The sequence below is a fragment of the Blautia intestinalis genome (assembly GCF_014297355.1).
In the GTDB taxonomy this organism is placed as follows: domain Bacteria; phylum Bacillota; class Clostridia; order Lachnospirales; family Lachnospiraceae; genus Blautia_A; species Blautia_A intestinalis.
Genome location: NZ_JACOQE010000008.1, coordinates 42,349 through 55,956 on the forward strand (window position 1 = coordinate 42,349; position 13,608 = coordinate 55,956).

At 42.8% G+C, this 13,608-nt stretch carries 12 protein-coding genes; all 12 read left to right on the forward strand.

The genetic code is table 11. From position 1 onward, the window contains the following. Positions 1–11 precede the first annotated feature (11 nt). The 12 genes from H8Z79_RS12200 to rpsB all read left to right on the forward strand — a co-directional run bounded on the left by H8Z79_RS12200 (position 12) and on the right by rpsB (position 13,591). Positions 12–1,268: an ABC transporter permease gene (locus tag H8Z79_RS12200; RefSeq protein WP_015541306.1), complete on the forward strand. Its 1,257-nt coding sequence runs from the start codon at positions 12–14 to the stop codon at positions 1,266–1,268. A 104-nt stretch (positions 1,269–1,372) separates the two neighbouring features. Next, complete coding sequence (locus tag H8Z79_RS12205) at positions 1,373–2,242, forward strand: DegV family protein (protein WP_118040298.1); 870 nt, start codon at positions 1,373–1,375, stop codon at positions 2,240–2,242. Between the two features lie 19 nt (positions 2,243–2,261). Next, the gene (argS, locus tag H8Z79_RS12210) at positions 2,262–4,028 is read left to right on the forward strand and encodes an arginine--tRNA ligase (RefSeq protein WP_015541308.1); all 1,767 of its coding nucleotides are present in this window, start codon (positions 2,262–2,264) and stop codon (positions 4,026–4,028) included. A 215-nt stretch (positions 4,029–4,243) separates the two neighbouring features. Next, positions 4,244–5,506, forward strand: coding sequence for a serine/threonine protein kinase (locus tag H8Z79_RS12215; protein ID WP_118040300.1), 1,263 nt, complete (start codon positions 4,244–4,246; stop codon positions 5,504–5,506). Continuing rightward, on the forward strand, positions 5,442–6,332 hold the full coding sequence (locus H8Z79_RS12220; RefSeq protein ID WP_182279244.1) for a hypothetical protein: 891 nt from the start codon (positions 5,442–5,444) through the stop codon (positions 6,330–6,332). Before H8Z79_RS12215 ends, H8Z79_RS12220 begins: the two co-directional genes overlap by 65 nt. Positions 6,333–6,381: 49 nt before the next feature. After that, positions 6,382–7,029 (forward strand): HAD-IA family hydrolase, encoded by a 648-nt coding sequence (locus H8Z79_RS12225; RefSeq protein ID WP_118040306.1) that lies wholly within the window; start codon positions 6,382–6,384, stop codon positions 7,027–7,029. A 185-nt stretch (positions 7,030–7,214) separates the two neighbouring features. After that, positions 7,215–7,856 carry a CPBP family intramembrane glutamic endopeptidase gene (locus H8Z79_RS12230; RefSeq protein ID WP_015541311.1) on the forward strand — a complete coding sequence of 214 codons (642 nt, stop codon included), beginning with the start codon at positions 7,215–7,217 and terminating at the stop codon, positions 7,854–7,856. Between the two features lie 273 nt (positions 7,857–8,129). Then, the gene (locus H8Z79_RS12235) at positions 8,130–8,501 is read left to right on the forward strand and encodes a GntR family transcriptional regulator (RefSeq protein ID WP_015541312.1); all 372 of its coding nucleotides are present in this window, start codon (positions 8,130–8,132) and stop codon (positions 8,499–8,501) included. After that, on the forward strand, positions 8,498–9,400 hold the full coding sequence (locus H8Z79_RS12240) for an ABC transporter ATP-binding protein (RefSeq protein ID WP_015541313.1): 903 nt from the start codon (positions 8,498–8,500) through the stop codon (positions 9,398–9,400). Before H8Z79_RS12235 ends, H8Z79_RS12240 begins: the two co-directional genes overlap by 4 nt. After that, complete coding sequence (locus H8Z79_RS12245) at positions 9,375–11,609, forward strand: DUF6449 domain-containing protein (protein ID WP_118040308.1); 2,235 nt, start codon at positions 9,375–9,377, stop codon at positions 11,607–11,609. The genes H8Z79_RS12240 and H8Z79_RS12245 overlap by 26 nt, the downstream gene beginning before the upstream one ends. A gap of 16 nt (positions 11,610–11,625) precedes the next feature. Beyond that, positions 11,626–12,399: a pseudouridine synthase gene (locus H8Z79_RS12250; RefSeq protein ID WP_118040310.1), complete on the forward strand. Its 774-nt coding sequence runs from the start codon at positions 11,626–11,628 to the stop codon at positions 12,397–12,399. Positions 12,400–12,862: 463 nt separating this feature from the next. After that, positions 12,863–13,591, forward strand: a complete 729-nt coding sequence (rpsB, locus tag H8Z79_RS12255) for a 30S ribosomal protein S2 (protein WP_015541316.1) — start codon at positions 12,863–12,865, stop codon at positions 13,589–13,591. Positions 13,592–13,608: the final 17 nt, after the last annotated feature.

Here is a 13,608-nt window from a genome sequence, read left to right on the forward strand (position 1 = left end):
GATGGTATTTTATGCTTGAAAATATGAGAATATCGATTCAGGGCATCTGGTCCCATAAAATGCGATCCTTTCTGACAATGCTTGGAATCATTATCGGTATCGCATCAATTATTGCAATTGTTTCGACAATCAAGGGAACGAGCGAACAGATTAAAGAAGACCTGATCGGAGCCGGAAACAACACAGTTTCTGTCAGTCTGAATTATGGTGACAGTGAGTATGATCCGGAGTATGGAATGACAGATGGCACTGCACCGCCACTTCTTTCTGATCAGCAAAAAGAAGATATCAAAAACCTTGATCATGTGCAGAATGCAACATTTTTTTACAGCCGTACTTATTCCAGCAGTGTATATTATGAGAACACAAGTTTTCAGGGCGGAAGTATATATGGAATTGATGCCAAATATCTGAGCACCTGCGGATATATGGTGCAGTCCGGCAGAGGATTTGTGCAAAAAGATTATGACAATATGCGCAAAGTTGCACTTGTAGACAGCAATGCGGCGGATAATCTGTTTTCAGGAGAGAATCCTGTCGGCAAGACCATTGAAATCGGTTCCGAACCGTTTACGGTTATCGGTGTTGTGCAGCAGAGCGATAATTACCAGCCGAATATCAAGACGATCGATGAGTTTAATGAATATTATCAGATGATCATGGGAACGGTCATGATCCCAAATAAATGCTGGCCGATGGCGTTCCAGTTTGATGAACCGGAGAATGCAGTAGTAAAGGCAGATTCCACAGACAATATGAGTTCTGTGGGAAGTGCGGCAGCAGATGTGATGAATCAGGGAATCGATACGAATTCCTCGAAGTACAAATACAAAGCAGATGACATTATGCAGCAGGTACGTAATATGCAGAAACTCAGTGAGAGTACCAATACACAGCTGATCTGGATCGCCAGTATTTCACTTCTGGTAGGTGGCATCGGAGTTATGAATATCATGCTTGTTTCTGTTACGGAACGAACCAGTGAGATCGGCCTGAAGAAAGCTATCGGTGCAAGAAAGAAAGTGATCTTGTACCAGTTTCTGACAGAAGCGGCCATGCTGACAAGTATTGGGGGAATCATAGGAGTGGTTGTGGGTATTATATTGTCAAAGGTTGTATCCCAGCTTTCAGGAGCTCCGACAGCAATCAGCATTCCTGCAATCATTGGTTCTGTACTGTTTTCCATGCTGATCGGTGTTGTTTTTGGATTACTGCCATCTGTAAAAGCAGCAGATCTGAATCCAATCGATGCTTTGAGAAGCGAATAAATTTTTATTTGAGTTACTGTTGGATGTATGATAAACTAAAAACAGTATGCAATATTTCGGATATGTATATCTGATAAATGAAAAAATACATAGGGAGATGCAGTATGGGAAAAATTGCAATTGTAACAGACAGTAACAGTGGCATTACTCAGGATGAGGGCAGAGAACTCGGTGTTTCTGTCCTGCCGATGCCTTTTTATATTAATGATGTGATGTATCTGGAAGGAATAACCCTTTCACAGGAAGCGTTTTATGAGCGCCTGAAAAACGACGAGACGATTTCCACTTCTCAGCCAAGTCCGGCAGAGGTATGTGGATTATGGGACAATCTTCTGAAAGAATATGATGAAGTTGTTCATATCCCGATGTCAAGCGGACTGAGTGCGTCATGTGACACAGCGACGATGCTTGCACGTGACTATGACGGTAAGGTTGAGGTAGTCAATAACCAGCGAATTTCTGTTACGCAGCGCCAGTCAGTACTGGATGCACTGGTACTTCGTGATGCCGGTAAATCTGCTGCAGAGATCAAGGCAAAACTTGAAGAAGAAAAAATGGAATCCAGCATCTATATTACACTTGAAACACTGAAATATCTGAAAAAGGGTGGAAGAATCACACCGGCTGCAGCGGCAATCGGTACAGTACTGAATCTGAAACCGGTTCTTCAGATTCAGGGAGAAAAGCTGGATGCTTACGCAAAAGTCCGTGGCAAAAAGCAGGCAAAGAGAATTATGATGAAGGCAATGCAGGAAGACTGGAACACACGCTTTAAGAAGTATGTGGAATCCGGCGAGATGTGTCTGCAGATTGCTTATGCAGGTAATAAAGAAGAAGCCGAAGAATTCAAAAAAGAAGTAGAGGCGGCATTCCCGGGAATGGACATCCACATGGATCCGCTGTCACTCAGTGTAGCCTGCCATATTGGTCATGGAGCGCTTGCGGTTGCATGCTCCAAAAAAGTTACAGTATAAATAAGGAGTCGCGAATAAAATGAAAAAGCTTATGGAATTAATGGCAGAGGAACTTGCTTCTGCTTTTGAAAAAGCCGGATATGATCCGGAATACGGCAAGGTGACGGTTTCCAACAGACCGGATCTTTGCGAATATCAGTGCAATGGAGCAATGGCTGGTGCAAAAGCGTATAAGAAAGCCCCGTTTATGATTGCAGATGATGTGGTTGCTTTTCTGAAAGACAGCAATATTTTTTCTGTAGCAGAGGTTGTAAAACCCGGATTTATCAATTTACGTGTAAAAGAAGAATTTCTTGCTGAATATCTTTGTAAGATGGCAGCAGATCCGAAATACTCTGTAAATACAGCAGAGCAGCCAAAGACGATCATCATCGACTACGGCGGACCGAATGTTGCAAAACCACTTCATGTAGGACATCTTCGTTCCGCGATCATCGGCGAGAGTATCAAACGTATCGGACGTTTTGTGGGACATAAAGTAATTGGTGATGTACATCTTGGTGACTGGGGGCTCCAGATGGGACTGATCATTACTGAGCTGAAACACCGCAAACCGGAACTTGTATATTTTGATGACAGTTTTGAGGGAGAATACCCGGAAGAAGCACCGTTTACCATCAGCGAGCTGGAAGAAATCTATCCATGCGCAAGCGGCAAATCGAAAGTAGACGAAGAGTACCGTAATGAAGCTCTTGAGGCAACGCATCAGCTTCAGCAGGGCAAACGTGGATATATGGCACTGTGGAACCACATTATGCAGGTTTCCGTGACAGACCTTAAGAGAAACTACAACAATCTGAATGTATCCTTTGACCTCTGGAAGAAAGAATCTGATGCACAGCCGTATATTCCGGACATGGTGCAGCAGATGAAAGATCAGGGATTTGCTTATGAAGATCAGGGCGCACTGGTTGTTGATGTAAAAGAAGAAAGTGACACAAAAGAGATTCCTCCGTGCATGCTTCTGAAATCTGACGGAGCTTCCCTTTATACGACGACTGACCTTGCGACAATCGTAGAACGTGTAAAACTTTTTGATCCGGATGAGATCCTTTATGTAGTAGATAAACGTCAGGAACTGCATTTTATTCAGGTATTTCGCTGTGCAAGAAAGACCGGTCTTGTAAAACCGGAGACAGAGCTTTCTTTCCTTGGGTTCGGTACCATGAATGGCAAAGACGGCAAACCGTTTAAGACAAGAGATGGCGGTGTTATGCGTCTGGAAAACCTCATTGCAGATATCGATGAGGAAATGTTCCATAAGATCGTGGAGAACCGCAGTGTCAAAGATCAGGATGCAAAAGAGACAGCAGAAATCGTAGGACTTTCTGCAATCAAATACGGAGATCTTTCCAACCAGGCTACAAAGGATTATGTATTTGATATTGACAGATTTACTTCTTTTGAGGGAAATACCGGTCCGTATATTCTCTATACGATCGTGCGTATAAAATCTATTCTGAACCGTTACAAAGAAGAAGGCGGCAATCTGGATGCAGGTGAAATCCTTCCGGCAGTAAATGCAAGCCAGAAAAATCTGATGCTGGAGCTTACCAAATTCGGAAGCACCATCGAAAATGCATTCGAAGAAAAAGCACCGCACAAGATTTGTGCATACATTTATGAAGTATCCAATGCATTCAATAGTTTCTATCATGAAACAAAGATTCTCAGCGAGGAAGATCAGGCTCAGAAAGAATCTTTCCTGAAACTCCTCGGACTGACCAAAGATATCCTTGAAACAAGCATCGATCTTCTTGGCTTCTCCGCACCGGATCGTATGTAGGATTATTATTGCAAATAAAATAAGTCAAACAGATATCCTCCATGTGTTTACGCATGTGGAGGATTTTTTATACTTTTTTTAGAAATAAAAAGTACAGTTTGTGCTATAATATGATTTATAAATCTATGAATCTCTGATTTCACTGTCGGTGTTCTCCGACGGATATCCACAAAAGAGAACGAGAATAAAATGCGGGAGGAGCGATTTCTATCGAATTGACAGGAATCATTTTAAAAGGCAGATACTGTATTGTTGACCAGATAGGAAGCGGTGGCGAAGGACGGATGTATCTGGCACGAGATCTGGAACTGGGGATTTTTCGCGCTGTAAAAGAACTTCCGATCTCGAATCGGCGGGAGGCGGGACTTTTACGCCTTCTGGAACATCCGGTACTGCCAAAGATGATCGACTATGCAGAGCGAGAAGGATTTTGCTATATCATTATGGAGTATATTCAGGGAAAATCGCTTGCGCAGCTGTTAAAAGAGGGCAAAGTGTTTTCACTGGAAGAAGTTTTGCAGATCGGAGATACAGTACTAAATGTATTGGATTATCTTCATTCAAGAAAACCGGCCGTTTTTTATGGTGATCTGAAGCCGGATAATCTGATGATGACATCGGCAGGTACGCTGTATCTGGTGGATTTTGGCAGTGCTGTTTTTGAATATCAGCGGCATAGTTACAGGACAGAATGTAAGGGGACAAGAGGTTTTGCAGCTCCGGAGCAGTATCGTGGGGGTCTTGATCAGACGAGTGATTTTTACTGTCTTGGTAAGACGCTGGAATGTCTGTGCGGAAGAGGGAAATGGAGATATATTTTGCGATGCCCGTATTTCGGAAAGTTTATCTTTAAATGCTGTCGCCTAGAAGCAGGAAAACGCTGGAAGAATGCGGCAGAAGCAAGAGAGTTTCTTAATAATATCCATCCTTTGAAGCTAAGACTCCGTTCTGCTCTTGCGCCTTTGGCGGCGGCTGTCCTGATACTGGCGGTTGTGGTGAGCAGTGGAGTTCATATGCAGAAAACATTACCGGAACTTTCGAAGGTACTGACGGTGCTTACAAAGGAATATTATGGATTTGCGTATCAGTCAGGGAATCCTGTACTTCAGGCAAGGGTGTATGCGCAGGCAGAAGCCGGATTTCAGAGATTATTAAAGCAATACCATAATCCGGAGGACCAGATTCGGATTCTTGAATTACTGGCATATAACGGGGAGCTGGCGGATCATGCAGACCGTGCGGAATTGTATTATCGTCAGTTGTTGACATATGAACCTGAGTATGAAAGAGGATATCTGGAATATGGAAGGTTCCTGTGCAGACAGGCACGATATCAGGAAAGCCGTGCTGTTTATCGGCAATGGCAGAATAACATTTCAGAAAAAAGTGCACAAAAGGAAGGGGCGCATTCTGATGAGTGGAAAAAATGGAAAAAAGAAATTCTTCCTGTTATTGGCAGGAATACTTCTGGTCCTTAACAGCATAAGTTCCGGCGTGTATGCGATGGAACTTGGTGGATTTGATGTGACGACGGGTGTCGATGATGTGGATGACTGGTCAGACTGGGATGAGACTGAGACCGGAAGTGCGGCGGAGAACGGGACATCGAGCGGTAGGGACAGTGAAAGCGGGGATACTTATGGAGAAACAGGGGATACAGGATGGGAAGAATCGTCTGAATGGGAAACTGAAAGCAGGCAGGAAGAGCCGGCCGGGACGGAGAACCGGGCAAATGCGGCAAATACAGAAGTGATGAATCAGGCAGGTACAGGTGGCAGTGTGAAGACAGATCAGATACAGGCAGGAAGTTTAGATTCGATGGATACGGACGGATATGGACAGGCATATACCGGAAGCGCAGAAATTAATAATCAGGCGGTGGCAGAAGTACCGACTGACACGCCGGTTCCCACACTATCTCCGATGATAACACCCACAGCTATACCGACACCTGTGCCTACCGAAGTTCCGGAATCCGAAGTCAATAAAGTGACCGAGTTTCATGAAGAATATCGGATTCCTCCGACGGAATGCCTGAAAAAGATGAAGCTGTTTTACTGGAAGGAAACTGTGCGGGGAAGAGAGAAAATGGAAATTAAGCTGAACCACAGAGTGGTGGCTGCTGTCATATCTCTCCGAATGAATGGTCAGGAAATATCCCGGACAACGGATTCAGGAAATATTTGTATTGTGCAGCTACAGGAGGATAATGAAAATCTGATAGAGCTGGCAGCGATGGTTCCGTCAGATTTATCGTGGACGGAAATCAAAAAGAATGCTATACTGTCGTATAATGTTTTTTGACGTGCATAAGAAAACAGGATGATTTTTGGACACGAAAATTGGAGGAACCATGTATAAAGCGATTTTATTTGATCTGGACGGGACACTGACGGAATCCGGGGAAGGAATTACAAAATGCGTGCAGTATGCACTGGAAAAACTCGGAAAACCGGAAGAGGATCAGAAGAAACTGGAAGTATTTATCGGCCCGCCATTGATGGAACAGTTTATGAAATATGCAGGACTGGATGAAGAAACTGCAGTGAAGGCAGTGAAATACTACCGTGAACGTTATTCAAATGTGGGGATATTTGAGAATAAACCATATCCGGGCGTGGAGAATATGCTTCAGGAATTAAAACGCAAGAAATATATTCTGGCAGTTGCCTCCTCGAAACCGGAGTATTATGTGAAGCAGATTTTGGATCATTTTCATCTGACGGAATATTTTGATGAAATTGTGGGAAGTCAGATGGATGGCACCAGAACCAACAAGACCGAAGTAATTGAAGAAGCGCTGGAGCGTCTCGGAATGAAAAAACACCGGGAGCGGGTGATCATGGTCGGAGACAAAGAACATGATGTGCTGGGCGCGCGTGAGTCCGGACTGGAATGCGTGGCAGTTTCTTATGGATATGGGACAAAGGAAGAACTTAAAGAGGCGGATCCGTTGCAGACAGTAGCTTCCGCAGATGAATTACTGGATTTTTTCGCATAAGCCCCCAACGCAGACAGCCGCGGATCAGGCAGGTCTGGAGAGTAGCTTATCCATGTGGAATTCATTTCCTGATTTCACAGATTGTAGGGTACGCTGCGCTCTGGCTGATCAGGCGTTCCGGAGGGGGGATTGATGAGTATTATGAACAGGCAATTTTTCTTACCGGGCTGACAGGGATACTTTCCATGCTCCCATGTCTGTGGTTTTACAGCAAAGACCGGATAGCACGGAGAAATGGCGGGCTTGTTCTGGCACAGAAGCCATGGAAACTTGATCTGCCGGAAATGATTCTGTTTCTTGGAATGGGGGCTGCTTTTTCACAGTATGCAAATATGTTTGTGGGACTGTTACAGTCGGTACTGAATTATCAGGAATATCAGGAAACAATGGACCAGATGACTTCCGGGAAAAGTATGTGGTTTTTGATTCTCAGCATGGGAGTTATTGCTCCGCTGGCAGAAGAGATAGTATTTCGCTGGCTGATTTATCTGCGGCTCAGAGACTACGTGAGAATGGGAGCTGCTATGGTAATTTCAGGTCTTATCTTTGGGATTTATCACGGAAATCTGGCGCAGGCGGTTTATGCAGGACTTCTCGGAATGTTTTTTGCATATTTTCTGGAAATCAGTGGTTGTCTGTGGAGCAGCGTACTTTTGCATATGGGAGCAAATATCTGGTCACTTGTATCTCCGGACCTTGTGAGCTGGATGCTGCAGAAAAATCCAATGTATATTCTGATCATGCTGTTTGCACTGATACTCATTTTGGTTTATGGGGTTCCCTATTTTCAGGCAAGGGCGAAAGGACGGACAAAAAGGGTTTTGTAAATGCTTATATAAAAGCTGAATTTTGTTTTGAAATAAAAATGAACAGAAATCTACAGAAGAAAAGCTTTCAGGTTAAAAGAAACCTGGGAGCTTTTTGCTTTACATAAAAGTACTTTGCAATATTTTTGAGTTTAGAATTATTTTATATTTATTTTATATTTATTTTACAGATACTTGATTGCATGGTGGAGGAAAATATGATAGTCTAAGTGTACTAAAATAATTAATACACTATACACACGCAAATCACATACAAAGTGGAAAGGAAGGGAAATGATCATTTTGGATTATCAGGACAGGCGTCCGATTTATGAACAAATTACAGAGCGATTTCGAACGTTGATCTATCAGGGAGCATTGCCTGCCGGATCCAGACTTCCTTCTGTGCGTCAGCTTGCAATGGAACTGTCCATCAACCCCAATACGATTCAGAGAGCATATATGACGCTGGAGCAGGAGGGGCTGATCTATCCTGTCAGGGGAAAAGGCAATTTTGTTGCGGAGACCACACGGATACAGGAAAAGAGCAGGGAAGATTTTCGAAAGGAATTTCTGGAATTGGTAAAAAAGGGACTACAGACGGGAGTTGCGGAAGAAGAGATGCTTTCGCTGGTTCGAAAGAGTTGTGAGGAGGAACAGAGATGATAGAGATAAAAGAATGCAGCAAGTCTTTTGGGGCACTACAGGCAGTCAGCAAAGTTTCGCTGGATATCGAAGAAAGAGAAGTGTTCGGGCTGGTTGGAAGTAATGGCGCAGGAAAGAGTACACTTCTTCGGATGGCAGCCGGGATATTGAAACCGGATGAAGGAGAGATAAGGATCGATGATCTTCAGGTCTTCGATAATGAGGAAGCAAAAAAGCAGATTTTTTATATTTCAGATGACTGTTATTTTCCTGCAAACTATACCGCAGCGGATATGGCTTCATTTTACCGTCTGTATTATCCGGGATTTGAACATCAACGCTTCTCGAAACTGATGCGACAGTTTCTGCTTGATGAAAGTCAGAAGATCAGTACCTTTTCAAAGGGCATGAAGAAACAATTGATGACGCTGCTTGGCATCTGTGCGGGAACGAAATATCTTCTCTGTGATGAGACATTTGACGGATTGGATCCAGTGGTACGTCAGGGAGTAAAAAGCCTTTTTGCCGCTGAGATCATGAGCAGAGATTTTTCACCGGTTCTTGCGTCGCACAATTTAAGAGAACTGGAAGATATCTGTGATCATGTGGGCCTTTTATATAAGGGAGGTATGCTTCTGAGCAGAAATCTGGAAGATATGAAATTCCATATTCACAAGATGCAGTGTGTATTTACTGATAAGAAGCAGGAAGACGCGCTAAAAAAAGAACTTGATGTGTTGAAAGTGGATCATCAGGGCTCACTTATAATGATCACAGCAAGAGGCACAAGGGCAGAGATCATGGCAAAAATTCAGGAAAAGAATCCACTTTTCTGTGAAGTGCTTCCACTGACTCTGGAAGAAATATTTATCAGTGAAACGGAGGTGGCTGGCTATGAGATCCAGAATATTTTCTTCTAAATATTTAAAGACAATTTCCAAAGGACAGTTATGGATGCCGGCATTTATAGCACTTGGTTTTTTACTGGCATTTCCGGTGACTGGTATGGTGAAATTGAGTTCATGGAGTGATCTACAATATTCAGCTTTACAAAATCAGATTTTGTATAATAATTTGTGGAAAGATGGTTTTGTGCTGTCGGGTATGATTATTTCATCAATAGCAGCTTTCATAAACAGTGTGAACGGATTTATTTATCTGTATTCTGGCAAAAAAACAGACTATTATCATGGGCTTCCGATGAAAAGAACAGAAATGTTTCTGGAAAGAGTGTTTTCAGGTCTGGTATATTATCTGATACCATATATCATTGCAGAATTTCTGATGATCTGCATTGGTGCAGCACGAGGCTTTTTCAGCTTGAGTATTATGGGAATGGCTGTGAAAATGTTCTTCCTGCATATCATCATCTACCTGGTGATCTATTTCAGTATTGTGCTGGTAATCAGTGTGACGGGAAATATGCTGATGGGTATTCTTTGTCTGGGTGGAATGTACTTGTATGGTATTGTATTGAATCTGATTCTTGTAGCCTATGGACAGTCATTTTGGCAGACCTTCTTCCCGGAATACCAGTTTAATGCGCTTTTACATATGGCATCTCCGGGAACGCTGATTCTCAGTATGGTCAGTGATTATGCGGAAGGAAAGACAGGAAAATTACTTGCAGCAGTCATTATTCTTGGTGTTATATTTGGAGTCCTGGCATGGACTGCATATAAGAAACGGCCATCAGAATCAGCCGGAAAATCTATGGTTTATTCGTGGATTTCAATCGTAGTGAGATTTATGGTCGTGGTTCCGGGCGGTCTTGCAGTCGGCTGGATATTCTATTCTCTTACTACCGGAAAAGTCAGAATCCTTTGGTGGATTTTCGGAATGATACTTGGAACAGTCATAATACATGGCTTATCAGAAACGATATATCAGATGAGTTTCCAGGGCTTTTTTACGAAAAAGTTACAGCTGGTAATTGCAGGGGCACTTGTAGCAGTTTGTGCACTTATTTTCCAGAAAGACCTGCTGCATTTTGACAGCTATATTCCAAAACAGGAAGATATTGCATCCATGAATCTCAACATGATGTCTTTTGACCAGGATTACTATGAGAATGTCCAAAAGACCAAAGATGGAGAATATGAAATAACAGATGCAAATAACTGGGCAGAACCGGCTATGGCATTTGTCGGTAAAAATGGTATAGGTGATCAGACTTATAAGGCTCTTCAGGATATCGTTTCCAGCAATCCCAAAGGTGAGGTGATTGATGGCGATTATACATATTATTCAATTATAAAATATACACTTAAATCAGGAAAAGAGATCTACCGAAAATACTGGATAGGGACGGAGAACTTAAGTGCTCTTGTAAAAGGATTATATGAGGAAGAAAATCTGAAAGAACAGAAATTTGGTTTTCTTAATCTTGATCAGAAATATCTGAAAAATATTGGATTGAATGATGCAAGCGGAAATGGATACAGTATCTTCCAGAATGATTCTGATAAAATGAAACAGCTCCTTGAAGCAATGAAGAAGGATGTCGATGCTGCAACAGCAGAAGATTTTATGCAGGCACCTGAGGTAAAAATGGATTTTGCTTATCAGTTTCCTGGCAAACAGAGTGTGAATAATATGATACCAGGTAATACCAATGCAAATGTACAGTATGCGAACTGGATAGTCGGTATTTATCCTTCATTTAAAAATACTCTTGCAATTCTTAAGGAAACAGGTTATCCTCTGACGGTAGAAGATCTGGATATTGAAAAGATCATGCTGAACTATTTTAATGATGATGATGGACAGCAGGAAGATGTGACTTATGAGAAGCCGGAAGAAATAAAAGCTTTAAAAGAGGCATTGACCATAAGATACAATGGATATGTTGATAAAGATTCAGAAATCTATCAGAATATTTATGTATCAGTGCTTACAGATAAAGGCGGGGCTGTGAATACATATGGACTGAAGACAGAAAAACTTCCTGATTTCGTAAAAGAAAAGATTACAGAGCTGGGAATCACACAGAGTAGTATGCAGGTGGATGAACCGGTGACAAAAGAAGAAACAGTGTATACAGATGATGAGGAAGATGTGGCAACACAGGCAATTATCGGAGGGGCAGATGCACCTTCAGAAATATATCTGGATAGTACTGTTGGATAAGAGTAAGGAGTAAGACATGGCAAAAGCAGTCAGGCTGGATAAGTTTCTCGCAGATGCGGGAAAGGGAACCAGAAGTGAAGTAAAAAAAATCATACAGAAAGGGCAGGTTCAGGTGAACGGTGTACCGGCGAAAAAACCGGAGATTAAAGTCGATCCGGAGAAGGATGTGGTTGTGCTTTCGGGGGAAACGGTTGGTGCGGCGCCGGAATTTGTTTATTATCTTCTGAATAAACCGGCCGGTTGCGTCAGTGCTACAGAGGATCGTAATGACCGGACAGTTATGGAATATGTTCCATCTGACCGCAAAGGGCTGTTTCCGGTAGGACGTCTGGATAAAGATACAGAAGGCTTACTTCTTATTACAGATGACGGGATGCTGGCTCATGAATTGCTTGCACCGGGAAAACATGTGGATAAAACATATTTTGTCCGCGTGGAGGGAATGCTTACGGTGGAAAACATTCATAATCTCGAAACTGGTGTGGATATCGGGGAAGAAAAAATGACGATGCCAGCGAAGGTTGAAATCGTTGGCGGGAGCTGGGAAGGTGCCGGTGATTCGCAATCTGGTCGTGTGCGCATAGAAAATCTGCCGGAAGTGTATACAGAATTGCATCTGACAATTCACGAAGGCAAGTTTCATCAGGTCAAGAGGATGATGGCAGCAGTCGGAAACCCAGTCATCTACCTCAAGAGAATCTCCATGGGTCCGCTTACCCTCCCCGACAATCTCAAGAAAGGTGAGTGCCGTCTCCTGACTGAGGAAGAACTTTTACGGTTGAAGGGATAGCGTTATCGCCACTAAATGTGTTTGCTGTGTTTTTAATTGCATTTTGCCGGTATCAGTATGATGCAGTTACAGTATTGTCGTAGCAGACATTTACAGAGCGCCTTTAGGTACTGACGAAATACAGCTGTTACGGAGACCCATTCTTGAAGGTTATCCTGAAAGAATGCATGGTCGGAGTTACCGATTAGTTCGTCAGACCGTTGCTCTGGTCTGCGAGGTAATATGTGAACGGCATCGTGCGTGAACATGGTAAAATCCAGCAAAAATATACCGAAAACTGCGAAAACCCTCTTTACACGGAGGGTTTTCCTATGCTATACTCTAGAAGTTGCAATGTGCGCACTGACGCACAAATAAAAAGTCACGTACAGAGATTCCGATGGATGGTGCCCTTACGGTGTGAGGTTGGGTCCGGATAGAAAATGATCTGTACGGAAGAATTTAACCAAAAAGGAGAACAAACATGAGCGTTATTTCAATGAAACAGCTTTTGGAAGCAGGTGTTCATTTCGGACATCAGACAAGAAGATGGAACCCTAAAATGGCTCCGTACATCTACACAGAAAGAAACGGTATCTACATCATCGACCTTCAGCAGTCTGTAGGTATGGTAGACGATGCTTACAATGCAGTAGCTGACATCGTAGCTAATGGCGGAAACATCCTTTTCGTTGGAACTAAGAAACAGGCTCAGGATGCTATCAAAGCAGAAGCAGAGCGTTGCGGACAGTTCTATGTAAACGAAAGATGGCTTGGTGGTATGCTTACAAACTTCAAGACAATCCAGAGCCGTATTGCAAGACTGAAACAGATCGAAGCTATGGAAGCTGACGGAACTTTCGAAGTACTTCCAAAGAAAGAAGTTATTGAATTAAGAAAAGAACTTGCTAAACTGCAGAAAAACCTTGGCGGTATCAAAGAGATGAAACGTCTTCCGGACGCAATCTTCATCGTTGATCCTAAGAAAGAAAGAATCTGCGTTCAGGAAGCTCATACATTAGGTATTCCGCTTATCGGTATCTGCGATACAAACTGTGATCCGGAAGAACTTGATTATGTAATCCCGGGTAACGATGATGCTATCCGTGCCGTAAAACTGATCGTTTCCAAAATGGCAGATGCTGTTATCGAAGCAAATCAGGGAACAACTGAAGCTGAAGAAGCAGAAGTTGAAGAAGCTACAGAGGAATAATTGATTTAATTCCAGGA

What these genes read in the sequence shown, in the direction of transcription:
- H8Z79_RS12200 (WP_015541306.1), top strand. Translation starts at nt 12, where the DNA reads ATGCTTGAAAATATGAGAATATCGATTCAGGGCATCTGGTCCCATAAA.
- H8Z79_RS12205 (WP_118040298.1), top strand. Translation starts at nt 1,373, where the DNA reads ATGGGAAAAATTGCAATTGTAACAGACAGTAACAGTGGCATTACTCAG.
- argS (WP_015541308.1), top strand. Translation starts at nt 2,262, where the DNA reads ATGAAAAAGCTTATGGAATTAATGGCAGAGGAACTTGCTTCTGCTTTT.
- H8Z79_RS12220 (WP_182279244.1), top strand. Translation starts at nt 5,442, where the DNA reads ATGAGTGGAAAAAATGGAAAAAAGAAATTCTTCCTGTTATTGGCAGGA.
- H8Z79_RS12225 (WP_118040306.1), top strand. Translation starts at nt 6,382, where the DNA reads ATGTATAAAGCGATTTTATTTGATCTGGACGGGACACTGACGGAATCC.
- H8Z79_RS12230 (WP_015541311.1), top strand. Translation starts at nt 7,215, where the DNA reads ATGCTCCCATGTCTGTGGTTTTACAGCAAAGACCGGATAGCACGGAGA.
- H8Z79_RS12235 (WP_015541312.1), top strand. Translation starts at nt 8,130, where the DNA reads ATGATCATTTTGGATTATCAGGACAGGCGTCCGATTTATGAACAAATT.
- H8Z79_RS12240 (WP_015541313.1), top strand. Translation starts at nt 8,498, where the DNA reads ATGATAGAGATAAAAGAATGCAGCAAGTCTTTTGGGGCACTACAGGCA.
- H8Z79_RS12245 (WP_118040308.1), top strand. Translation starts at nt 9,375, where the DNA reads ATGAGATCCAGAATATTTTCTTCTAAATATTTAAAGACAATTTCCAAA.
- H8Z79_RS12250 (WP_118040310.1), top strand. Translation starts at nt 11,626, where the DNA reads ATGGCAAAAGCAGTCAGGCTGGATAAGTTTCTCGCAGATGCGGGAAAG.
- rpsB (WP_015541316.1), top strand. Translation starts at nt 12,863, where the DNA reads ATGAGCGTTATTTCAATGAAACAGCTTTTGGAAGCAGGTGTTCATTTC.